Genomic DNA, 22,950 nt, shown 5'->3' on the forward strand with positions numbered 1-22,950 from the left:
CGGTCCTCAGCTCGCGTCCAGGCCGTAGTCCGGCGCCTTGGTGAGTATGTGCCGCCGGTTCACTATCTCCGGTATGTAGACCTGCTCGTTCCAGCGTTCCTTGTCGACCGGCTCGATCGCGATGGACACCACGCCCTCGTCGCAGCCGAATGCCGTGGACACCGCCTCCGTCACGGCCGTCACCAGCCGAAGCTGCTGCTCACGGCTGAGCGCCACCGGGAAGTGCTTGATGTTGACGTGCGGCATGATCGTCTCCTTCTGGAGTCCGAGACGCCGGCGGACGGCCTTGGCCAGTTCCCCGACATCCGGGTCTTTCAGGATCGAGTAGTGGTCGGCGTCGAGATCGACCATGACCGGCGGGGTGTCGGCGTAGCCGTCCGCCCCGTCCAGGAACGAGTAGTCGTCGCCCCGCGCCTTGAAGACGGTGATGGGGGCGCTGATCCGGCGCTCGGTCAGCTCCCGGAAGGTGTAGCTGAACTCGAACGTGGTCCCGACGACCTGGATGATCCGCAGCACCAGATCGATGTCGAGGCCGGGGAAGTGCGCGCTGACGAACTCCGCGAACGTACGGTCGTCCCGGGCGACGGCGACGCACTCGTCCGCCAGCGGCCCGTCCAGCGTCCCGGAGAACACCGAGAACAGGATGCGCACATACGCCTTGTTCTCGTACGACGCGTTGCGTTCCATCGCGCACGCCGAGCGGACCTTGGGCGCGCCGGGCGCGATCAGCACCACATGCTCGACGGTCTCCCCCAACTGCTCCAGCTGGTAAGCCGTCTCGAACGCGACGCGCGCCCCGAAGGAGTACCCGAGCAGCGTGTACGGGCCCTGCGGCTGTGTCTCGCGGATCGCCCGGACATCGTGCTCGGCCATCTGACGGATCGTCGGATAGGGCTCCTCGCCCGCGTTGATGCCGTACGCCTGCACCCCGTAGAACGGCCGGCCCTTGCCCATGCGTTCGGCGAGGAGGCGCAGGTTCATGGTGTAGCCGCCGAGACCCGGCCAGCAGAACATCGGCCTGCCCGTGCCCTCCCGCCGCAACGGCACCAGCCGGGAGGCCTCCGCCTCGTCACCGACCTGCACGCGGCGGGCCAGCGCCTCGATGGTCGGGGACTCGAACAGCACCTGTAGCGGCAGCGACGCCCCCAGCTCCCGGTTGATCTTGTTGATGAGGCCGACCGCGATGAGGGAATTGCCGCCCGAGGCGAAGAAGTCCTCGTGCACGGAGACCTGCTCCCGCTTCATCGCCTTCCGCCACAACTGGGCGATACGGCGTTCCGCGGTGGTCCGCGGCGCGGTGAAGGGCCGCTCGTCGCTGCCCACATCGGTCTGGTCGGACGCGGCGAGCGCCCGCACGTCGATCTTGCCGTTGGCGGTGACCGGCAGCTCGTCCAGGACGACGACCTTGTTGGGGATCATGTAGTCCGGCAGGAAGTTGATCAGGTCGTCGCGGATCATCTCCGCCGGCCCGCGCATATGGACGACGTCCTCGTTCATGCCCTCGTGGCGCCGTTGCTCCTCGCTGACCTTGCCGCCGACGAAGAAGTACGACGGCCCGGTCGGCCTGCCCAGAGCGCCGAGCACGGCGTCCATCATCCGGGCGGACGGCAGGTCGTCGCCGCCGCGGGAGCTGTACCCGGACGACATGAAGCCGAGGCCCGTGTCGTTCATCGACAGATGCTGCAAGGTACGGCCCAGGTCGATGTAGCGGCGCCAGTCCGGCCCGCCGCGGCTGATCACGGAGATGCCGAGGCTCGCCCGGTCGTACACCGCCTGGTTGATGGCGATGACCTCTCTGCGCAGCACCATCTCGGAGGAGATCCGCTCCAGCCGGCCGTCCTGGTACGCGTACTGCCCGGCCGGCAGTCCGGCCACTTTGCCCGGGTGGGCCTGCACATAGAGGTCGACCGGCGGGTCCTCGCGCGGCCCGTCGTACGGCACCAGCGCGAACGTCCCCAGGTAGTAGTCCTCCTCGGCGACGTCCAGCCGGTCCTTGACCTGCGGCGTGTACTCCAGGGGCGCGATGTCGAGGCCGTAGCCCGGCAGGACCTCCTCCAGGAGGCCGACCATGTGCCCGGTCTCGATCTCCAGCACCTCACGGATGTTGTTCTTGTAGACCGGTTCGATGGCCCGCTTACGGCCCAGGAAGTGGAGCACGGCACGCGGTCCGGGCCGGCCGGCCGTCTCGCCGATGAGCACCAGCCGGTGCTCGACCGGGTGGTAGTAGTACAGGCCCGCGGGCAGATCGGCGATGCCCGCGAGCTCCAGGTAGAGCTGGGTGGCGTACAGCGAACCGGGCGACGCGTAGCCGTACTTCGGCAGCAGCCGCTCCTCGCTCAGATGCTGGCCGAACCAGCGCAGGATCTCCCCGAACTCCTCCCGGCCCACCTCGGCCGGGGTGCGCCGGCGTCCACCGGTCACCCGGCGGCCCAGCAGCCGCAGCACGTCCTCGCGGGAGACCTCGCCGCCCTCGTAGAAGCGGTACGTCTTGCGGGCGAAGGCCTGCCGGCGCTGCGCCTCGGTGGCCTCACGGCCCGGCAGGTCGGTCACCGGCCGGCCGGCGATCTCCGCCGCGTTGCGCACGCCGGGGTTCGACAGCTGCGCCTTCACCTGGAGCTTGCTCTCCTTGGACTGGTGGTGGGCGCCGTGGTTGCCCTGGTCCATGAGAGCGGCCTCGCGGGGGTTCAGCTCCACGCAGGCGATCAGGTTCTGGAAACCGGTGCGCGGGTCCTTCTTGACGATGACCGCGGCGTGCTTGACCCAGGTGTGGGTCTCGATCGCCAGCTTGATCTCGTCCAGTTCCACCCGGAAGCCGCGCAGCTTGACCTGGTTGTCCGCGCGGCCGACGAACTGCACCGTGCCGTCGGCGTTCCAGTAGGCCAGGTCGCCGGTGCGGAACAGCCGGCCCGGCCCGAACGGGTCGGGGACGAACCTCTCCTCGGTCAGCTCCGGCCGGTGCAGATAGCCGCGCGCCAGCTGGACGCCGCCGATGTACAGCTCGCCGACCTCGCCGACGGCGACCTCTTTCTGTTTCTCGTCGAGGATGCGGTACGTCGTGCCGGCCACGGGGGCGCCGATGGAGACGGAGTTGGGGCCGTCCCCGACGGCGGCGCGGTCCACGGGGAACGCCGAGGAGTTGATGGTGCACTCGGTCGGCCCGTACAGATTGACCAGCGTGGCCTGCGGCACGGCGTCCAGGCATTCCTGGGCGAGGGTTCTCGTCAGCGCCTCACCGCCGGTGAAGATCTGCCGCAGCGAGGCGCACTCCCCCAGCTCGCACGTGTCCAGCAGCGCCTGGAGCAGCGTCGGCACGCACTGCAGGGTGGTGACACCGTGGTCCTGGACGGTGCGGATGATCCGCTCGGCGTCGCGGTGGATGCCGGGGCTGCCCATCACCACGAGGGCGCCGCAGGCGGGCGCGAGGATCTCCCACTGGGCCGCGTCGAAGCTCATGGGTGTCTTCTGAAGCACCCGGGTCCCGGGGCCGATCCCGTGCTCCTCGGCGAGCCAGAGCAGCTGGTTGACGACGCTGCGGTGCTCGATCATCACGCCCTTGGGCCGGCCGGTGCTGCCCGAGGTGTAGATGACGTACGCCAGGTTCTCGGCGGCGGGCCGGACGGGCGCGGGGCCGTGGCCCTCGGTGTCGTCCAGGGTGACGATCGACGTGCCCTCGGGTGCGAGCGCGGTGAGCCGTTCCAGGAGGTCCGGCTGGGTGAGGATGACGTCGGTGGCCGAGTCCTCGATCATGTAACGCAGGCGTTCCTCGGGGTACTCCGGCGACAGCGGCAGATAGGCGCCGCCCGCGCAGAGGATGCCCCAGGCGCCGGTCATCAGATCCAGCGACGGTTCCATGAAGAGGCCGACGCGGGCGTCGGCGCGGACCCCGAGCCGGTGCAGACAGCCGGCCACCCGGTCGCTGCGGCGCAGAAGTTCACGGTAGGAGAGCCGGTCCTCGCCGTAGACGACGGCCGGCTCGTCGGGCCGTCGTGCGGCTTGCGCGCGGAGCAGATCGGGAAGGTTCGTCTTCTTGGAAGGCTCCGGGCTGGATCCGTTGTCTGGCATCATGCGGTCCCCCATTGGATGAGTGGCGCCGGGCCGTTCGTGCGGGAACGGCGCGGCCTCGGGCGTCCTATAAGCCGGCTGCGTATCCGCGCCGCAGTGCGATGGCGACTTCGGTGACCCGCTGGGTCTGGTAGGCGATGGCGGCGAGGTTGTCGTCGGTGACGTTCTCGGCGAGGCGTCCGGGGACGGCCTGCCGGCCGGAGACCGAGCTGACCCCGTAGGGGTTGCCGTTGCTCGGGGCGGTCATGATGTCGTCGGTGACGCCGGGCGGCACGATGATCCCGCCCCAGTGGTAGAAGACGGTGTTCAGCGAGAGGATCGTGCTCTCCTGGCCGCCGTGCGGCGCGCCGGTCGAGGTGAACGACGACATGACCTTGCCGGCCAGTCCGCGACGCGCGTTGAGCGGCCACGCGAGGTCGATGAAGTGCTTGAGCGGGGCGGGGATCATGCCGTGCCTGCCCGGACCGCCGAGCAGGATGGCGTCCGCCCAGTCGAGGTCGTCGAGGGTGGCGGTCGGTACGTCCTTGATGGCCTCGGCGTTCTCCTGCCAGGCCTGCGTCCACTCGGTGAACTCGGGCCACAGGGACTCGTCGACGTACTCGGGCACGCGGCGCAGACGGGTCTGCGCCCCGGCCTTCTCGGCGGCCTCGGCGGCGGCCGTGGCGAGTCTGTGGACGTTGCCCGTTCCGGAGTAGTAGACGACGGCGACCTTGACGGCGCCGTCGGCGCCCGCGGTGGTCATGGTGCGGTGTGCTCCTTGGGTGAGGCGGACAGGGGGCGGGCCGGTCGGGCCCGGTCGGTGTCCTTCCGTGCCGGTCGGTGCCGGGGCGGCGGGACGGACACGTGTCGGGTCGGCACAGAGCGCACGGCGCACGCGCGCCGGGCGCCGTGCTCGGGCGTGGGGCGTGGTGCGTCGGGCGTGCCGCGTGGCGCGTCGTGCGCGTCGTGGGGAAGGACCGGGTGCGGTTCTGCCCTGCGGGCAGGGAAGGGGGCCGCGGTGCCGGGACTGACGGCGCCGGGCCGGAGCCGGCCGCGGTGTCGGGGCCGGCCGGGGGGATCAGGCCGGCAGGTCGGTGCCGAAGTACCGGTCGCCGAAGTCGCCGATGCCCGGCTGCATGTAGGCGTTCTCGTCCAGCCGTTCCTCGATGGACGAGGTCACCATCCGTACGGCGGGCCGGTGTTCGCGGACGACCCGGATGCCCTCGGGGGAGGAGAGCAGGTTGACGAAGACGATGTGCTCCTCGGGCACCCCGTGGTCGCACAGGACGTCGATCGCGGCCAGCGCGGTCCCGCCGGTGGCGAGCATGGGGTCGAGCAGCAGCACATGGCGTCGCGCGATGTCCGAGGGCAGCGCGGTGTAGTAGTGCCGCGGCAGCTTGGTGACCTTGTCGCGCTGAATGAGGATCTTGCCGAGCCGGATCTCCGGCATCATCGCGCGCAGTTCGGCTTCCATGCTGTCGCCGGCCCGTACGACGGACACCCCGCAGATCTGCTCGGTGAGCCTCAGCCCGTGGTAGGTCCGGCCGACCGGGGTCTGCACGTCGTACGGCTCGAACGGCATCAGTTCCAGGCTCGCTTCGATCAACTGCCGCATGATTCGAGCCGCGTTGGGGACGAGGTCCTTCCGCTTGGCATGCCGGTTCCGTATGATGCTGTGCAATGCACGCAACTGTTTGGTCTGCGGCAGGAGGTGAACAGCATCCTGAAGCGTCGTCGCCTCGGTGGCCATCCCCGTCACCCCCGGCCCTCGCCGGCTGTCCGGTGGAACGCCTTGCGCGCTTCCGCGACGAACGTCCGTACTTTCAGCCGGTCCTTACGGCCGGACGGGCCCTCAAGTCCGGTGTGCGCGTCCACCGCCGCGGGCCGGACCTTCTCGATGGCCTCGGCGACGTTCTGCGGGTTGAGGCCGCCCGCCAGCATCAGCGGCCGGGGCGAGATCCGCACCAGCTCGGCGCTGATGTCCCAGTCGTGGACCAGCCCGGTGGCACCCTTGGCGCCGGTGGCCGGGTTGAAGGTGTCGGTGATGAACATGTCGACGTGCTCGGCGGCGCCGTCGACGGTCCGCTTCAGCTCGTCGATGTTGTCGGCCTTCACCACCAGGCTCTTCAGCAGGAACAGCTCGGGGGCGATGCTCCGCAGCCGACGCAGTTCGGCGGGGGTGATGTCGCCGTGCAGCTGGATGGCGTCGACGCCCATCTCCGCGCAGAAGGACTTGATCTCGTCGGCGTCGGTCAGATACGTGATGATGACGCCCTTGTTCCGGGGCTGGACGGCCTTGATGATGGCGGCGGCGGCGGCCTCGGAGAGGTCCTCGTTCTTGGCGGGCAGCCGCAGGGCGAAGCCCAGCCAGTCCGCGCCCTCCTCCACGATCATGTCCGCTTCGGCCTGGTCGATGATTCCCGCGACCTGGATCACGTTCTGCATTCGGCTCTCCCTTTCCCGGCACCGGGTGCCGGCGTCCATGGGTGTGGTGCAGCGTCCGCGGTGTACGGCGGGGTCAGGCGGCGGAGTTCTTCAGCTCGGCCACCACGAGTTCGGCGAGCGGCGCGGCGGACGCCGGGTTCTGGCCGGTCATGACCCGCTGGTCGCTCTCGGTGTTGGCCTGGTACGCGGGCGCCTTGCTGTGCCGGGCGCCGCACTCCTTGAGCCGGTCCTCCAGCAGGAACGGCATGACGTCGACGAGGCTGAGGGAGTGCTCCTCCTCGTTGCTGAAGGACGTGACCCGCTTGCCCTCGACGAGCCGGGTGCCGTCCGACAGGCGCAGGTTCACCAGGGCCGCGGGGCCGTGGCACACGGCGGCGACGACACCGCCGCGTTCGTAGATGCCGGTGGCGATACGGGCGAGGTCCGGGGAGGCGGGGAAGTCCCACATCGCGCCGTGGCCGCCGACGTAGTAGATCGCCGCGTAGTCCTCCGGGCGCACCTCGGCCGCGCGCCGGGTCGCCGCGAGCTTCGCCTTCACCGTCTCGTCGGCGAGGAAGCCCATGATCTCCGGGTCGTTCTCCTCCCCGTCGAACACCACGGCGGGCGGCTCACCGCCGCGTACCGACACGAAGTCCACCTCGTGCCCGGCGGCGACGAACACGTTGTACGGGTGCGCCGCCTCCGAGACGCTGTATCCGGTCCGGTTCCCGGTGTCTCCGAGAACGTCATGACTGCTGACGGCGAGCAGGATCCTGGCCACTTCTCCTCCTGGGTGTGTCGGTCGGGGCGAGCAAGGACGAGGGGCGCTTCCCGGTCGGGCCGCGCCCCTGGTTGCCCTCGGCGGTGCGGTGGCGCGGGTCAGGCCTTGTGGATGAAGTCGTTCACCACGCGCACGAACTCCTCCGGCTGCTCGACGAGGACCATGTGGCCGCTGTCGAACTCGTGGTACTGCGCGTTCGGGATGGACTCGTACAGGTCACGCGAGTGGTGCGTGGGCACAGCGGCGTCCGGGTTGCAGGCGAGGACCAGGGTCTCGGCCTGCACCTTGCCGACGAGGTCACGGATGTCGGTGCGGACGAGCAGTTCGAGCTGGCGGATACGGCCGTCGGACGGGCTCAGTTCGGCGCCCATCTTGTCGACCTCGTCGAGGCTGTCGAGGGTGTTGATGAACTTCGGGCTGAACGCCGTGGTGGTCAGCACCCGGCCGAAGGCCTTCGCGTCGTGCTTCTGGCTGAGCGTCAGACCGATGAGGTTCTCCATGTAGCGGTCGGCCTGCACGAGACCGCCCACGGGGAGGAGCCGGCGGACCTTGTCGGGGTGCAGGGCGGCGGTGGCCGCCACGACGGCGCCGCCGAGGGAGAAGCCCACCAGGTCGACCGGGCCGAGGCCGGCGTGCTCGATGACGGCGGCGACCTCGTCGGCCAGCTGCTCCATGGTCAGGGGGCTGCCGTCGTCCTCGGCCGCCTCACTGGCGGACAGGTCCGGCAGGATGACCGTGTTCCGCTGGGCGAACGTGTCGACCAGATGCCCGAAGGCCGCCTCGCCGCCCTTGCCGACGCCGTGCACGAGCATCAGGGCCGGGCCGGAGCCGGCGACGCGGTAATGGATGCGGGAGCTGCCGACGGTGATCACGGGCATGACTGATGATCCCTTCTGATGAGGAATTCGACGCGCGGGCACCGTTGATGTGCGATCGGCGTCCACGGATTGTTGTTCACGCCGTCGAGGTGCGGGACGGCGGCAGGAAACCCGCGCTCGGGCATGGTGGTGCGACGGCCCGGCGTCGGGTGAAGACGTGCGCTTGCTCTACGTGCGCTTGCGATACGTGCGTGTGCTGAGCTGGAGCTGTATCACCGCGTGGAACCGGCGTACGGCACCACGACTTGGGGACGAGCCATCGACAACTCCTCGAAGTCGGTGGTGCATACGCCCGCGGCAGATCCGGCTGACGCACGGAACACTAACAGACAGTACTGCCTGTTTGTCAACGCTCTCCGTTCGAACATGCGGCCGTTATCCGGAACCTGCACTTCCCCCTGCGGCCACCCATCTGACCTGCGAAAACAGGGAAAATGGAAAGGTCACGGCGGAGGCGGTGAACCGATCGGCGGGCCAGCTTTCGATGCGAGCCTGCCTGTTTTTGTTGTCACCTGAACTACACATACGAGAAGCCGTCGGCCCCGGTGAGTGCGGGGACCGACGGCTTCGGGCGGTACGGGTCGTGCTTCGGGCCATACGGAAGTGCTGGGGGTTGTGGTCGGGCTCGGCCGAGTCGAAGGGGGCAGCCGAACCGGTCGGGCGTCCGGATCGACCGGGCCGGGTCGTCGGTTACAGGTGCCAGGTGGTGACCTGGGCCGTGAACACGGTGCTGTCGTTCTGCACGGCCCGGACATGGACCAGGGCGGGGCCGTCCGTCACGGAGGGCGTCGTCTCGGCCTCGATCCAGCAGGGGGCGTCGAGTTCGGCGTAGCGCGAGAACGTGCTCTCCATCGCCACCGCCAGCACCGGCATCGGGTGCACGGCCTGCGCGGCCTGGCGGGCGGCCTCCATCAGCACCATGCCGGGCACGTGGTCGACCGGGTGGTCGAAGAGGATGGGGTGCAGGGTGTCCACGTACAGCCGCCAGCGCGGCACGGCACCCTCCGGCTCCAGCAGCACCACGTCACCCTGATGTGCGCGGCCGACCGACGCGGGGTCGAGTCGCCGCCCCTCCGCCGGCGGCGCGCTGGTCGGCCGGTCGCCGCGCAACCGCCGGTAGACCTCGGGCGACAGACAGCTGAACGCCGCCTCCGCGAACCCGATCGACCGTCCGTCGCGCAGCAGGGTCGCCTCGTAGCGCATCCCCGTGAACTTCCCGCCCCGCCAGGACTGTTCCGGGCAGGTCACCTCCAGTTCCACCTCCGTCGGCACCAGGTCGGCGGCCAGGCCCTCGGGGGTGGCGGTGTAGGACAGACCGCGCATCATGAAGCTGTGCCCCAGGGGCACCCCTAACTCGGCATGGGCGATCAGCGCCCCCGCCTGCCGGAACGATTCCGCGACGAGCATCGGGTCCTGGAACCCCGCACGCGGGGCGAAGAACGAATGGCCGCGCGGCCATTGTGCGTGCACCAGAAAACCGTCAGACCTTCCCGGCTTCCAGTCCGTCAGGAACACCTCCGCCACCGCTGCCCGGTGCGTGTACTCCCGGGGAACGGTCCGTGTCAGGCCCTGCCCGCTGTCGGAACCTGTTGTGTAACGTTCGTGTTGAAGTTGGATTGCCTGTTGAGCAGTGCGCACGTGCGCCCTGAGATCCTTCTGCATGTCTGTGGTCTCCGAGACAGTCGCCTGTACATACGTGCGAGCGGCCGCGTCGTACGCTACAGGCCGACCTGTCTTTTTTCAGAGGATCCAGGAATTGGTACGCCAGGAACGAGCTATCAGAACGCGGCAGGCGATCCTCGAAGCGGCGGCGACGCTGTTCGACGAACTCGGCTACGAGGGTGCCAGCACGACGGACATCATCACGCGCTCAGGTCTGACCCGGGGCGCCCTCTACCACCATTTCCCGTCCAAGGAGTCGATCGCCGTCGCCCTTGTGGACGCCCAGTCCCAGGCCCTGGAGGCGCCCGACCGCGAGCTGCGGCTCCAGTCGCTGATCGACCTCACCTTCGTCTACGCCCGCAGACTGCAGACGGACCCGGTGCTGCGCGCCGGGGTGCGGCTGACGGTGGAGCAGACCTCGTTCCGCCGGCATGGCAGCCGCCCCTACCGGACAGCCGAGGAGGCGGTCCACGGCCAGCTCGAACTGGCCGCGCAGAAGGGTGAGTTGCTGCCGGGGGTGGACACCCTGGAGGCCACTGAGTTCATCGTGGGGGCGTTCACCGGGGTACAGCTGGTGTCTCACGTGTACTCGGAACGTCGAGACCTGCTGGAACGGGTGTCCGCGATGTGGCGGCTGCTTCTGCCGGGACTCGCGGTGCCTGGCCTGCTGGTACGTCTGCGGCTGACTCCCCCGTAGCCAGCAGCGGCCGGACGAGGTCCCAGATGTCCGTCGAGCTGTCCGGGTCCCACCAGTGCACCTTGACCCTGCTCAGCGACTCGAGACCGGCCGCGATCACCACGACCAGGTCGGCGACGGCGGTGGCGTCCGGCCTGCCCCGCAGCAGCTCCTCGGTGCGCTCGTGCAGCGCCTCCAGCGCCTCCTCGCGCAGCCGGGGCCCCGGCTCCTCGGTGCCGTCGGCGGTCAGCCGCAGCCCGGCGCCGACCACCGGGTCCTCCCGCGCCGCCCGCCACAGCTCGTCACCGAAGCGGGCGGGTGGCTCGGTGGACGGGTCCGAGAAAGCCGCGTCCAGCAACGCGGTCACAGCGGCACGGGCCTCGTTGTAGACCGAGGCCGCCAGAGCGCCCTTGGTCGGAAAGTGGAAATTCAGGGCTCCCCTGCTCACCCCCGCGTCGCGGGAGATCGCGTTCAGTCCGGCGGACCGGAGTCCCGTACACCTGATCAGCGTCGCGGCGGCCCGGATGAGTTCGTAACGGGTCTGCTCAGCGCGAGGATGCATCCGCTACCTCAGTCCTCTCCTACACACGCTCCGTAATGAGGGGTGCCATCGTTACACTGGGACCACGAAACAGACAACACTGTCGGATATTTGCTGACCGGATTTCTGGCTTCCTCTGGCCTACCTGCCCGGAACTCGCCCAAAATGCGCCCAGCGCCCACAGGACGGCGGCGAACATACCGGGACACCGGTATCCGCAAAGGCCCCTCACCCGGCCCCGCCGGCGACGCGCGTAACCGACTTCCCCACTGCCGCCCGCAGGCATCACCGATGCCGTGATCCGAGTTCCCCCCGACGCCGTGATGCGACTTCCCCGATGCCCTGATCGGACTTCCCCACCGCGGCGCGCCGACTTGCCGTGCGCGGCTTTACGGCTTCCCCGACGCCGCCTTCCGGTGTGCTTGCCTCGCCGCGCGGGCTTCCGGACGCATCGAATCGTCGAGGGAGCTTCCGGCGGCGCCCGGAAGGTCTCCGGAAGCCTCCGGAAACGACGAAGTCCCACCCGGCTCCATGAGCTGGGTGGGACTTCTGCGTGCGTGGACCTGAGGGGATTTGAACCCCTGGCCCCCTCGATGCGAACGAGGTGCGCTACCGGACTGCGCCACAGGCCCTTGCAACGAGTGAAACTTTAGCATCCCTGCGGGCGTGCTCAAAAATCCGTGTGAGGCAGGGTCACTCGTTGGCGGCGCGCGGCCGGTCCCCGTCCTCGTACTGGTCGAAGAGCGGGGTGCGGCCACGCTCCCGGGCCCGGCGGGCGGAGGCCGCGCGGCGGGCGTCGCTGCGGGCCGGGGACGCCGCCGCGTCGTCCGTGCCGGGCGCGGGCTCCTCCCCGGCGCCCTGGGCCGGGACGTGCGGCGCCGACTGCGCCGCCTGCTCCGCCCCGGCACCGGAGCCGGCCGCGTCCGGGACTGCGGTGCCGGAACGGGCCGGGTCGGGGGCGGCGGTGCTGGAGCGGGCCGAGCTCCACGCGTCGGGCGCCTCCAGGTCCACGTCCGCGGTCGCCCGGGGCGCGACCGGTGCCGTCACATACGTCGGCAGCGGCACGGGCACCGGCTCCCAGCTCTCCCCGTGTCCGGGGCGGCGCTGCCGCTCGCGCTGCTGGTCGACCCACTCGGCGTGGTCGGTCTGCTCCACGAGCGCCCGCCGGTCGGCGGCCAGCGCCGCAAGTTCGGGGTCGGTCTCCGGCACGGCGCCTTCGGCGGGCTCCTCGGGGTCGGCCCCTTCCCCGGCGTCCGAGGCACGGCCGCGCGGCCGGCGCTCCCGCAGCCGCTGCGCGGCGGCCTCGGCCCGGCGGCGGTCCATCTGGAAGGCGAACCGGCGGCGTTCCTGGCGGCGCAGATAGGCGATGTACGCGCTGAGCAGGACGGCGGGCACACCCGGCGCCCACAGGAAGGCCAGCCCGCCGACGGCGGCGACGATCGCGCCGAGCGTGAAGGCGAGGAAGAGGACGACGGTGGTGCGCCTGCGTCGCGCGAGGACCTTGGAGCGCCGGGCGCGTGCCGCCGCGGTCTGCGCCGAGGACGCGCGCCGGGGCGCGGGCACCCGCTCGTGCTCCGGTCCGGTCGGTCCGGTCGGTCCTGAAGGTCCAGACGTTCCGGCCGCCGCGGCCACGGAGGCCGGCTCGCCCCGCTGCCCCTGCTCGGTGTGCGTCGTCCCGTGCTCGCCGTGTGCCTGCCCGGGCCCGGCGTGCTCGCGGACGCGGGGCGTCTGCGGTTCCGCTGTGCTGTCCGGGGGCGTGGCGAAGGACCGGACGTCCACCGAGTCGGTGACCGCGTCCGGTGCGTCGGCGTCGTACTCCCCCTCTTCGGCGGAGCGCGCCCGCAGGTCCTTGGCGTACCGGCGCTCCATGCCCGCTCGTCCGGACAGCAACCGGATGGCCGTGCTGAAGCGTTCCGTCGGACGGGCCTCGTTCAGCTCGTCCTGCCTACGGAGCCACATCGGCACCAAGTAGGCGGCCCAGGCCCCGACAATGACTGCGTAGATGAGGCCGCTGCTGCTCACATCTCACACGGTAGAGGGGTTTGCGGGAGGCCATCCGCCAATTGGGCCGGTGTGTCGCACGATCTGGCTGATATTTCGAACCTTTTTTGTGATCGATGTGATCAACAGCCCACCCGTAGGTGAATTCCTTGCCTCTCAACCGGTCATCCGGCGATCAAATTCGAACGTTTATTCAATTTCCGGGTCGGCCGGGATTCCCCGCGCTCTGCGACCGCGCCCGCCGCCAGCGGTTCAGCAGTCCGTCCGGCACTTCCTCCGCGGTCAGCGCGAACACGAGGTGGTCGCGCCAGGCGCCGTCGATGTGAAGATAGCGGGGCCGCAGCCCCTCCTCACGGAATCCGAGTTTCTCCACCACCCGGCGGCTGGGCCGGTTCTCCGGACGAATGCACACCTCAAGACGGTGCAGGCCGACGGTGCGGAAACAGTGGTCCACGGCGAGCGCCACGGACGTCGGCATCACGCCCCGGCCCGCCACCGCCTCGTCCACCCAGTAACCGATGTGCCCGGAACACATCGAACCCCAGGTGATTCCGGCGACGGTCAGTTGCCCGACCAGTTGCCCCCGGTACTCGATGACGAACGGCAGCATCCGGCCCGCGTTCGCCTCACGCTTCAAATGGCGCACCATCTGGCGGTAGGTCGGCCGGTGCACGATCGGGCCGCTGGGCGTGGGCGGCGGGATCGTCGCCTCCCACGGCCGCAGCCAGTCCCGGTTGCGCCGGTTCACCTCACGCCAGACCCGCTGGTCGCGCATCTTTATCGGCCGCAGGACGACATCACCCTCGGCGAGCACCACGGGCCAGGTCGCGCTGTTCAGCTCGCACCCCCACTGCCGGCGCCGGGTCTCGGGTGATCGCCGCCGCGGATCTGCTCGACGGCGTGCACCAACAGGGACTCCAGGACGGCCAGACCGTCCCGCACCCCGCCGCTCGAACCCGGCAGATTGACGATCAGCGTGCCCCCCGCGACCCCGGCGAGCCCCCGCGACAGGGCCGCCGTGGGCACCTTGCGGATGCCGTACGCCCGGATCGCCTCCGCGATGCCCGGCACCTCCCGGTCGATCACCGCGCGCGTGGCCTCCGGGGTGCGGTCGGTGGGCGAGATGCCGGTGCCTCCGGTGGTGACGACCACGTCGTACCCGGCGGCGACACCCTCCCGCAGCGCCTGCTCCACCGGGTCGCCGTCCGGCACGACCCGCGGACCGTCCACCGCGAACCCGAACCCCCGCAGGCCGTCGGCGACCAGCGGGCCGCCCTTGTCCTCGTAGACCCCGGCGGCGGCCCGGTTGGAGGCCGTCACGACCAGCGCCCGGTACGGCACGCCGCCGGCCTCGGCCCCGGCGCTCATGCCCGGCTCCAGTCGCCCGACTTGCCGCCTGTCTTCTCCTCCACCCGCACGTCCGTGATGACCGCTCCTTTGTCGACCGCCTTCACCATGTCGATCACGGTGAGCGCGGCGACCGAGACCGCGGTGAGGGCCTCCATCTCCACGCCCGTACGGTCCGTCGTCCTCACTGTGGCGGTGATCTCCACGGCGTCGTCCGCGACCGACAGGTCCAGTTTCACACCGGACAGGGCGAGGGGGTGGCACAGCGGGATCAGATCGGGGGTGCGTTTGGCGCCCATGATGCCCGCGATGCGTGCCGTGGCCAGGGCGTCCCCCTTGGGGACCCCCTCGCCGCGCAGCAGCTCCACCACACGCGGGGAGACGAGGACACGCCCGCTGGCGCGGGCCGTGCGCGCGGTGACGTCCTTCTCCGACACATCGACCATGCGGGCCGCGCCCGCCTCGTCGATGTGGGTCAGGCGGTCCTGCGCGGGGGTTCCGGGGGCGGTCCCCCGGGTGGGCTCAGTCATGCTCGTACGGCGCTCCCGGTCCGGGCCCGGTGCGGTGCGGCGCGCGGGCCTGTTGTGCGCGACACGCTACCTCCCGGCCCGCGCCCGTGACCGCCTGGGACCCGGCGGGACGGTGTGCGCGGGGGCGGGGCGCGGCGTGGCGCGCCGCCACGCGCGCGCGTGATCGTTGTGCCGGGTGCCTGTGCTCGGTGGGGTTCTTGCGCGCCGCCACGCGCGCGTGGTCGTACGGGTGGACGCGTGTCGTCGGTACGGCGGCGCGGTCGGCGTGCGGCCGGTCCGAGGTCCTCGCACGGCCGGTCCCGTGTCGTCGTGGCCCGGGAGGGGGGCGGGCGGTCCCGTGGCTCAGCCGAGCAGGACGACCTCGACCTCGGTGCCCGGTTCGACGGTCTCCACGTCCTCGGGGACGACGATCAGCGCGTTCGCCTGGGCCAGCGCGGCCACCAGGTGCGATCCGCTGCCGCCGACCGGGGAGATCGTGCCGTCGGAGTACGCGCCGCGCAGGAACTGGCGGCGGCCCTTGGGTGAGGTGAGCGCCCGGCCGGCGGTCAGCTTCGCCCTCGCCCGCGGCCGGTGCACGTCCTCCAGCCCCATCAGCGTGCGGATCGCGGGCCGTACGAACAGTTCGAAGGAGACGTACGACGACACCGGGTTGCCCGGCAGGGCGAGCAGCGGCGTGTGGTCGGGCCCGATGGAGCCGAAGCCCTGGGGCTTGCCCGGCTGCATGGCGAGCTTGCGGAACTCCACGCCGCTGCCGGGCTCGTCCTCGTCGCCGGTGTGCGACAGGGCCTCCTTGACGACGTCGTACGCCCCGACGCTCACCCCGCCCGTGGTGACCATCAGGTCGGCGCGGACGAGCTGGTCCTCGATCGTGGCGCGCAGCGTCTCGGCGTCGTCGGCGACCGCGCCCACCCGGTAGGCGATGGCACCGGCGTCCCGGGCGGCGGCGGTCAGCGCGAAGCTGTTGGAGTCGTGGATCTGACCGGCGCGCAGTTCCTCACCGGGCGGGACGAGTTCGCTGCCGGTGGACAGCACGACCACGCGCGGGCGCGGGCGCACGCGTACCGTGCCGCGGCCGATCGCGGCGAGCAGGGCGATCTGCGGCGGGCCGAGCACGGTGCCCGCCTCCAGGGCGCGGTCACCGGCCTTCACGTCGCTGCCCTTGTCGCGCACATGCGCGCGTGCCTCGGCGGGCCGGTACACGCGGACCTGTCCGGCGGCGCCCTCCGGGGCGAGCGCGCGGGCGCGCATCCCGGTCACGGGGCCCTCGCCGAGTCCGCCGTCGGTCCACTCCACGGGCACGACGGTCTCGGCGCCGGGCGGCAGCGGGGCGCCGGTCATGATGCGCGCGGCCTGGCCGGGGCCGACCGTGAGCGGGTCGGCCTGGCCCGCAGCGACGTCCCCGACGACCTCCAGGACCGCCGGGAACTCCTCGCAGGCGCCCGCGACATCCGCGACCCGCACCGCGTATCCGTCCATCGAGCTGTTGTCGAACGGCGGGAGCGAGACCGGGACGGTGACGTCCTCCACCAGTACGCACCCTTGAGCGTCGAGCAGTTGCAGCTCGATGGGCTCCAGTGGGCGGACGGTGGCGAGGATGTCCTCCAGGTGCTCGTCCACCGACCACAGACGGTCCTGGCCGGTGGTGCGGGGCGCGGTGCTGCTCAAGGTGGCTACATCTCCTCGGTGACGTAACTGCGGAGCCAGGTCCGGAAGTCCGGGCCCAGATCCTCACGTTCGCACGCGAGTCGGACGATGGCACGCAGATAGTCGCCGCGGTCGCCGGTGTCGTAGCGGCGGCCCGTGAAGACGACGCCATGGACCGGCCCGCCGACCTTCTCGTCCTCGGCGAGCTGCTGGAGGGCGTCGGTGAGCTGGATCTCGCCGCCGCGGCCCGGCTCGGTCTGCCGCAGTATGTCGAAGACGTGCGGGTCGAGGACGTAGCGGCCGATGATGGCGTAGTTCGACGGGGCGTCGGCCGCGTCGGGCTTCTCGACGAGCCCGCTCACCTTGACGACGTCGCTGTCCTCGGTCTGCTCCACGGCCGCGCAGCCGTAGAGGTGGATCTGCTCGGGGGCGACCTCCATGAGGGCGACGACGCTGCCGCCGTACTGCCCCTGGACCTCGATCATCCGCTGGAGCAGCGGGTCGCGCGGGTCGATGAGGTCGTCGCCGAGGAGAACGGCGAACGGCTCGTCACCCACGTGCGGGGCCGCGCACAGCACGGCGTGGCCGAGACCCTTGGGGTCGCCCTGGCGCACATAGTGCATCGTGGCGAGGTCGCTGGATTCCTGCACCTTGGCCAGCCGCTCCGCGTCGCCCTTCTTCTCCAGGGCGGACTCGAGTTCGTAGTTGCGGTCGAAGTGGTCCTCGAGCGGGCGCTTGTTGCGGCCCGTGATCATGAGGACGTCGTCGAGGCCGGCGGACACGGCCTCTTCGACCACGTACTGGATCGCCGGCTTGTCCACGACCGGCAGCATCTCCTTGGGCGTGGCCTTCGTGGCCGGCAGGAAGCGGGTGCCGAGCCCTGCTGCCGGGATGACAGCCTTGCTGATCCTGGGGGGCGACTGGGTCATGCCCGCCACCTTATCCGGTGCCCAGGAAGGGTTTGTGCCCCTGCGGGACCATGGACACTCATATGAGCACATGGAAGCGGTACGGGAGTCTGGAGTGAACGAAAAGGACGCGGCGGGCGGTTCCGGCAAGCGTGCGCTGCGGCGGGACTTCCTCGCCGCACGGCAGGCGCTGTCCGACGACGGCCTGCGGGAAGCCGCCGAGGCGCTGGCCCGGCGGGCGCTGGAGCTGCCCGAGCTGGCGAAGGCGCGCACGGTGGCCGCGTATGTCTCCGTGGGGAGTGAACCGGGCACCCTCGCGCTGCTGGACGCGTTGCGCGCGCGGGGCGTGCGCGTCCTGCTGCCCGCCCTGCTGCCCGACAACGACCTGGACTGGGGCGAGTTCACCGGCCCCGGCTCGCTCGTGCGCGTGCGGCACGGCGGGCGGATGGCGCTCATGGAGCCGGCCGGGGAGCGGCTGGGCCCCGATGCGGTGACCGGGGCGGACGTCGTGCTGCTGCCCGGGGTCGCCGTCGACGGGCGCGGCATGCGGCTGGGGCGCGGCGGCGGCTCGTACGACCGGGTGCTGGCCCGCCTGGACCGTGCGGGTGCGCGGCCCGCGCTGGTGGTGCTTTTGTACGACCGGGAGGTCGTCGCGCATCTGCCGGAGGAGCCGCACGACCGGCCGGTGCACGCGGTGGTGACGCCGTCGGGGGTGCGGCGCTTCGACCGATGAGGGCGGCGGAGGGCCGCTGAGGGCAACTGCGGACAACGGAGAAGGGGCTCCACGCGTGCGCGTGGAGCCCCTTTCCGCTCATCCGCGGCCGTGGGCCGTCAGGTCCGGCTCACGGTTGCAGGGTGAGGGTGTCGCCGGTGCTGTCGTCGACGGCCTGCGGCGAGAACGACCACGGCAGCAGCTCACCGGCGGCCCACCTGTCCGTCTGGTCGGTGTAGTGGGCGTTGTAGGCGTGCCCGGACGCGCCGCTGAGGTTGATCCACTTCGACTTGTCGAGGTTGCCGAGGTTGACCACCATCCGCATCGACGGCACCCAGACGACGCCGTAGCCGCCCGCCGCGTTCCAGCCGGACGCGTTGACGGCCGCCTCGCCGCCGCCGAGCTTCCACGGGCCGCGGTTCAGCACGTACTTGACGATGCCGGGGCCTTCGGTGCCCAGGGTCTGGTTCTTCAGGAACAGCCGGTGCAGCCGGCCCCAGCTCCAGGTGTCGATGTCCTTGCCGAGCTTGGCCGTCAGCTCCCAGCGCGCGTCGATCATGGCCCGCGCGAACAGCTCGTCACGGTTGCCCGCCGCCGGGCGCGTGCCCGAGCGGGGCGTGGTCCACCAGTCGCTCTTCTTGTCGTCCATCAGCCTGCGCACCACCTCGAACCAGCGGTCGCCGCCGTCGGGCTGCGCCTGGTCGGCCTCGCGCTGGCCGCACTCGCGGACCTTCGTGGTGTCGTCGACGGGGCCGGTGGAGGAGACCGGGTCCACCCACAGGCACTGTCCCTCGACACGCAGCTCCTTGGGCAGCTTGTTGCCGAAGGCCAGCTTGAGGATGTTGCGCCACACCGAGTTGAAGTAGGCCGCGGCGGCCGAGTCGGCGTCCTGGGTGTAGTCCCAGCCCTCCAGCAGCTTCTGCGCCTTGCGGACCTCGGGGTCGTCGATGTCGATCTTCAGCAGGACCGGCACCAGCAGCTTGGCGATCTCGCTGCTGTTGTCGAGCTGCATCTGCCGCATGTCCTCGGTGGAGATCTTGCCGCCGCCCTTGATCTTCTGCTCGATCAGGTCGGTGATCCGCTGGCTGCGGGTGCCGTAGCCCCAGTCGGTGGTCAGGGTGTACGGGTAGGCGTCCGGGTCGACCACGGCCTGGTTGGCGGTGACGATGTAGCCGCGCTTCGGGTCGTACTCGCGGGGCAGCTTGTCGAAGTCGAGGAAGCCGGTCCAGCGGTACCTGGAGTTCCAGCCGGGCACCGGCACCGAGCCGTCGGTGCCCTTGACGCGGGTGGGGATCTTGCCGGGCAGCTGGTAGCCGATGTGGTTCTGCGTGTCGGCGTAGATCAGGTTCTGCGACGGCACGTCGAACAGCTCGGCCGCGGCCCGGAAGTCGTTCCAGTCGGCCGCCTTGTCCATGGCGAAGACGGCGTCCATGGAGGTGCCGGGGTCCAGCGCGGTCCAGCGCAGCGCGATGCCGTAGCCGTCCCCGCGGTCGGGGGCGCCGTTGGCGACGGTGGCCTTCTTGCCGACCTGCACGAGCTCGTCGCTGCGGTCGGACAGCAGGGGCATGCCGTCCCTGGTCTCACGGACGACGATCTTCTTCGAGGCACCGCCGGCGACCTTGATGGTCTCCTCGCGGGTCTTGAAGGGGACGACCTTGCCGTCGTACAGGTAGCCGTCGCCGGTGATCTTCTCCAGGTAGAGGTCGGTGACGTCCACGCCGGAGTTGGTCATGCCCCAGGCGATGTTCTTGTTGTGGCCGATGACGACGCCGGGCAGGCCCGCGAAGGTGTAGCCGCTGACGTCGAACTGGCACTTCGCGGTGATCGTGCGGCAGTGCAGGCCCATCTGGTACCAGACCGACGGCAGGGAGGCCGTCAGGTGCGGGTCGTTGGCCAGCAGGGGCTTGCCGGTGATGGTGTGCTTGCCGCCGACCACCCAGGAGTTCGAGCCGATGCCGTTGCCGTTCACGCCGACGGCCTCGGGGAGGTCGTCGAGGACCTTGTAGAGGCCGGTGAGCTGGCCCTGGAGGGCGGTGGCGTCCGCGTCCGTGGAGGAGGACGTGGAGGACGAGGACGTGGAGGACGACGAGGCGCCGGTCGCGCCGCCGGTGCCCGTGCCGGTTCCGGTTCCGCCGGTCGAGGTGCCGGTTCCGGTGCCCGTGCCGCCCAGGGAGCTGCCCGAGCCGCTGGACGTGCCGTCGGCGTCCTGGTCGTACTCACCGGTCTGCTCGTCGTACGCGCCCTCCTGGACGATCGTCCGGTTCCGGTCGTACGGGTACTGCGGGTAGAGCTGCGCGATCTGCTGCGGGCCGAGGCGGCTGGTCATCAGCGCGCGGTCGATCTCGTCCTGCATGTTGCCGCGCAGGTCCCAGGCCATCGCCTTCAGCCAGGAGACCGAGTCGACCGGGGTCCACTTCTCCGGCTTGTAGTCGTTGACGAAGCCCAGGGCGGCGTACTCGAGGGAGATGTCCTTGCCGGACCTGCCGTCGAGGTAGGCGTTGACCCCGGCGGCGTAAGCGTCCAGATACTTCTTGGTGCTCGCCGACAGCTTGGTCTTGTACTCCTGCTCGGCGACCCGGTCCCAGCCCAGCGTACGCAGGAACGCGTCGTTGTCGATCTGGCCCTTGCCGAACATCTCCGACAGGCGCCCGGACGTCAGGTGCCGGCGCACGTCCATCTCGTAGAACCGGTCCTGCGCCTGGACGAAGCCCTGCGCCATGAACAGGTCCTCGTCAGAATTGGCGTAGATCTGCGGGATGCCGTACCCGTCACGTTTGACCTCCACGGGACCCGACAGCCCCTTCAGGGTGATCGTCCCCGAGGTCTGCGGGAAGGAGGCGCGAACGGTACTGATGGACCAGTACGCCCCGTAGGCGACGCCTCCGATGAGCGCCAGCACCAGTACGAGCACGAGCAGGCGGGCTTTGCGCCCCTTCTTCCTGCCGGACTTGCCGGGCTTGTCACCCGTTGTGGCGGTGGTGTTGGGGGGCATCGCTGTCCTTGCTGTCCTAACGCGAGCGGCAGGCGGTCTGTGACATTGAATGAGCGCTGGAGCAACCATAGGCGCAGGGCCCCTGGGTGCTTGACGCGGAGTCGGGAACCAGCGCGGGCAGGCGTTCGATCTTGCCCTGGCCAGCGTCAAGAAATCGTCAAGAGTTAGGTAAGGTAACGAAGTAGTTGCGTGAGGCGCGCGCAGGGTTGTCCGATTCATGGGTGCGCCCCGCGATCCGGGAAGGAAACCGCCGCTGACTGTCCACCACCTCAACCAGCTTCTGCTCGTCTGCTCGCTGGTCCTGCTCGTCGCGGTCGCAGCGGTCCGGATCTCCTCGCGCAGCGGGCTCCCCAGCCTGCTCGTCTACCTGGGCATCGGCGTCCTCATGGGCTCCGACGGCATCGCCCACATCCACTTCGACAACGCCGAGATGACCCAGGTCATCGGGTACGCCGCCCTGGTCGTGATCCTCAGCGAAGGCGGTCTCGGCACGAAGTGGAAGGAGATCAAGCCCGCCCTGCCGTCCGCCTCCGCGCTGGCCACCGTCGGCGTCGCGGTCAGCGTCGGCGTCACGGCCGCGAGCGCGCACTACCTGGTGGGGCTGGAATGGCGGCAGGCGCTGATCATCGGTGCGGTGGTCTCCTCGACGGACGCGGCGGCGGTCTTCTCCGTCCTGCGGAAGATCCCCCTCCCCTCGCGCGTGACGGGCACGCTGGAGGCCGAGTCCGGCTTCAACGACGCCCCCGTCGTCATCCTCGTCGTCGCCTTCTCCCAGGCCGGCCCCATCGAACACTGGTACGTCCTGCTCGGCGAGATACTGCTGGAGCTGGCCATCGGCGCCGCCATAGGCCTCGCCGTCGGCTGGCTCGGCGCCTGGGGCCTGCGGCACGTCGCCCTGCCCGCGTCCGGCCTGTACCCGATCGCCGTCATGGCCATCGCCGTCACCGCGTACGCGGCCGGCGCGCTCGCCCACGGCAGCGGCTTCCTCGGCGTCTACCTGGCGTCGGTGGTGCTCGGCAACGCCAAACTGCCGCACTGGCCCGCCACCCGCGGCTTCGCCGAAGGCCTCGGCTGGATCGCCCAGATCGGCATGTTCGTCCTGCTCGGCCTGCTGGTCACCCCGCACGAGCTGGGCGACGACATCTGGCCCGCCGTCGTCATCGGCCTCGCCCTCACCGTGGTCGCCCGCCCACTGAGCGTCGTCACCTGCCTGCTGCCGTTCCGGGTGCCCTGGGCGGAGCAGGCCCTGATGTCCTGGGCGGGGCTGCGCGGGGCCGTGCCCGTCATCGTGGCGACCATCCCCATGGTGAACGGCGTCGACGGCAGCCGCCGTATCTTCAACATCGTCTTCGTCCTCGTCGTCGTCTACACCCTGGTGCAGGGGCCGACGCTGCCCTGGCTCGCCCGCAGGCTGGGGCTGGGCCGCGGCGACGAGGCCACCGACCTCGGCATCGAGTCCGCGCCGCTGGAGCGACTGCGCGGCCACCTGCTGTCCGTCTCCATCCCGCCGGGGTCGAAGATGCACGGCGTCGAGGTCAACGAGCTGCGGCTGCCGGCCGGCGCCGCGGTCACCCTCGTCGTGCGCGACGGCACCTCCTTCGTGCCAATGCCCTCGACGATGCTGCGGCGCGGCGACGAACTGCTCGTCGTCGCGACCGACCCCGTACGCGACGCCACGGAACGCCGCCTGCGCGCCGTCGGCAAGGGCGGCAAGCTCGCCGGGTGGCTCGGGACGGGGAACGGGGGGTGACCGAGGGGACGACCGAAGGGTCGACCGGGAGGCCGCCTTTCGGGTGGCGGGCCTTCCGGGGAG

The 22,950-nt window shown here is 70.6% G+C and carries 17 protein-coding genes, 1 tRNA gene and 1 pseudogene; 3 read left to right on the top strand and 16 right to left on the bottom strand.

The window, feature by feature from the left end; all coding sequences use genetic code 11:
• Window positions 1–6: 6 nt before the first annotated feature.
• The 7 genes from MTQ10_RS02615 to MTQ10_RS02645 all read right to left on the bottom strand — a co-directional run bounded on the left by MTQ10_RS02615 (window position 7) and on the right by MTQ10_RS02645 (window position 9,741).
• Complete coding sequence (locus MTQ10_RS02615; RefSeq protein ID WP_247461754.1) at window positions 7–4,065, bottom strand: amino acid adenylation domain-containing protein; 4,059 nt, start codon at window positions 4,063–4,065, stop codon at window positions 7–9.
• 64 nt (window positions 4,066–4,129) lie between these two features.
• The gene (locus MTQ10_RS02620; protein WP_247461756.1) at window positions 4,130–4,804 is read right to left on the bottom strand and encodes an NAD(P)H-dependent oxidoreductase; all 675 of its coding nucleotides are present in this window, start codon (window positions 4,802–4,804) and stop codon (window positions 4,130–4,132) included.
• Between the two features lie 315 nt (window positions 4,805–5,119).
• Window positions 5,120–5,791: a uracil phosphoribosyltransferase gene (upp, locus tag MTQ10_RS02625; protein WP_247461758.1), complete on the bottom strand. Its 672-nt coding sequence runs from the start codon at window positions 5,789–5,791 to the stop codon at window positions 5,120–5,122.
• A 5-nt stretch (window positions 5,792–5,796) separates the two neighbouring features.
• Window positions 5,797–6,486: a phosphoribosylanthranilate isomerase gene (locus MTQ10_RS02630; RefSeq protein ID WP_247461760.1), complete on the bottom strand. Its 690-nt coding sequence runs from the start codon at window positions 6,484–6,486 to the stop codon at window positions 5,797–5,799.
• 73 nt (window positions 6,487–6,559) lie between these two features.
• A complete protein-coding gene (locus MTQ10_RS02635; RefSeq protein WP_247461762.1) occupies window positions 6,560–7,246 on the bottom strand; it encodes a type 1 glutamine amidotransferase domain-containing protein in 687 nt (228 codons plus the stop codon).
• Window positions 7,247–7,344: 98 nt separating this feature from the next.
• Window positions 7,345–8,124 (bottom strand): alpha/beta fold hydrolase, encoded by a 780-nt coding sequence (locus MTQ10_RS02640; RefSeq protein WP_247461764.1) that lies wholly within the window; start codon window positions 8,122–8,124, stop codon window positions 7,345–7,347.
• Window positions 8,125–8,814: 690 nt separating this feature from the next.
• On the bottom strand, window positions 8,815–9,741 hold the full coding sequence (locus MTQ10_RS02645) for a ScbA/BarX family gamma-butyrolactone biosynthesis protein (protein WP_374117553.1): 927 nt from the start codon (window positions 9,739–9,741) through the stop codon (window positions 8,815–8,817).
• Between the two features lie 139 nt (window positions 9,742–9,880).
• Here MTQ10_RS02645 and MTQ10_RS02650 point away from each other — a divergent pair, with 139 nt between their 5' ends.
• Window positions 9,881–10,483, top strand: a complete 603-nt coding sequence (locus tag MTQ10_RS02650; protein ID WP_247461769.1) for a ScbR family autoregulator-binding transcription factor — start codon at window positions 9,881–9,883, stop codon at window positions 10,481–10,483.
• A 382-nt stretch (window positions 10,484–10,865) separates the two neighbouring features.
• Here the strand turns inward: MTQ10_RS02650 and MTQ10_RS02655 are convergent.
• From MTQ10_RS02655 to galU, 8 genes and pseudogenes are all read right to left on the bottom strand, one after another.
• A pseudogene (locus tag MTQ10_RS02655) lies at window positions 10,866–11,024 on the bottom strand (TetR family transcriptional regulator); the annotation flags it as partial.
• A 537-nt stretch (window positions 11,025–11,561) separates the two neighbouring features.
• A tRNA-Ala gene (locus MTQ10_RS02660) sits at window positions 11,562–11,635 on the bottom strand.
• Between the two features lie 61 nt (window positions 11,636–11,696).
• Window positions 11,697–13,025, bottom strand: coding sequence for a divisome protein SepX/GlpR (sepX, locus tag MTQ10_RS02665; protein ID WP_247461771.1), 1,329 nt, complete (start codon window positions 13,023–13,025; stop codon window positions 11,697–11,699).
• A 172-nt stretch (window positions 13,026–13,197) separates the two neighbouring features.
• Window positions 13,198–13,818 (bottom strand): GNAT family N-acetyltransferase, encoded by a 621-nt coding sequence (locus tag MTQ10_RS02670; RefSeq protein WP_308404533.1) that lies wholly within the window; start codon window positions 13,816–13,818, stop codon window positions 13,198–13,200.
• A gap of 20 nt (window positions 13,819–13,838) precedes the next feature.
• Window positions 13,839–14,372 (bottom strand): MogA/MoaB family molybdenum cofactor biosynthesis protein, encoded by a 534-nt coding sequence (locus MTQ10_RS02675; protein ID WP_247461773.1) that lies wholly within the window; start codon window positions 14,370–14,372, stop codon window positions 13,839–13,841.
• On the bottom strand, window positions 14,369–14,881 hold the full coding sequence (gene moaC, locus MTQ10_RS02680; RefSeq protein ID WP_247461775.1) for a cyclic pyranopterin monophosphate synthase MoaC: 513 nt from the start codon (window positions 14,879–14,881) through the stop codon (window positions 14,369–14,371). Before moaC ends, MTQ10_RS02675 begins: the two co-directional genes overlap by 4 nt.
• Window positions 14,882–15,223: 342 nt before the next feature.
• On the bottom strand, window positions 15,224–16,546 hold the full coding sequence (gene glp / locus MTQ10_RS02685) for a molybdotransferase-like divisome protein Glp (protein ID WP_247461777.1): 1,323 nt from the start codon (window positions 16,544–16,546) through the stop codon (window positions 15,224–15,226).
• Between the two features lie 5 nt (window positions 16,547–16,551).
• Window positions 16,552–17,454, bottom strand: coding sequence for a UTP--glucose-1-phosphate uridylyltransferase GalU (gene galU, locus MTQ10_RS02690; RefSeq protein WP_247461779.1), 903 nt, complete (start codon window positions 17,452–17,454; stop codon window positions 16,552–16,554).
• 94 nt (window positions 17,455–17,548) lie between these two features.
• Here galU and MTQ10_RS02695 point away from each other — a divergent pair, with 94 nt between their 5' ends.
• A complete protein-coding gene (locus MTQ10_RS02695; RefSeq protein WP_247461781.1) occupies window positions 17,549–18,166 on the top strand; it encodes a 5-formyltetrahydrofolate cyclo-ligase in 618 nt (205 codons plus the stop codon).
• A gap of 109 nt (window positions 18,167–18,275) precedes the next feature.
• Here MTQ10_RS02695 and MTQ10_RS02700 read toward each other — a convergent pair whose 3' ends face one another.
• Window positions 18,276–21,137, bottom strand: coding sequence for a penicillin acylase family protein (locus tag MTQ10_RS02700; RefSeq protein ID WP_247461782.1), 2,862 nt, complete (start codon window positions 21,135–21,137; stop codon window positions 18,276–18,278).
• Window positions 21,138–21,354: 217 nt separating this feature from the next.
• Here MTQ10_RS02700 and MTQ10_RS02705 point away from each other — a divergent pair, with 217 nt between their 5' ends.
• A complete protein-coding gene (locus MTQ10_RS02705; RefSeq protein WP_247461784.1) occupies window positions 21,355–22,887 on the top strand; it encodes a potassium/proton antiporter in 1,533 nt (510 codons plus the stop codon).
• Window positions 22,888–22,950 lie beyond the last annotated feature (63 nt).

Source organism: Streptomyces sp. XM83C (genome assembly GCF_023072675.1).
Taxonomy (GTDB): domain Bacteria; phylum Actinomycetota; class Actinomycetes; order Streptomycetales; family Streptomycetaceae; genus Streptomyces; species Streptomyces thermocoprophilus.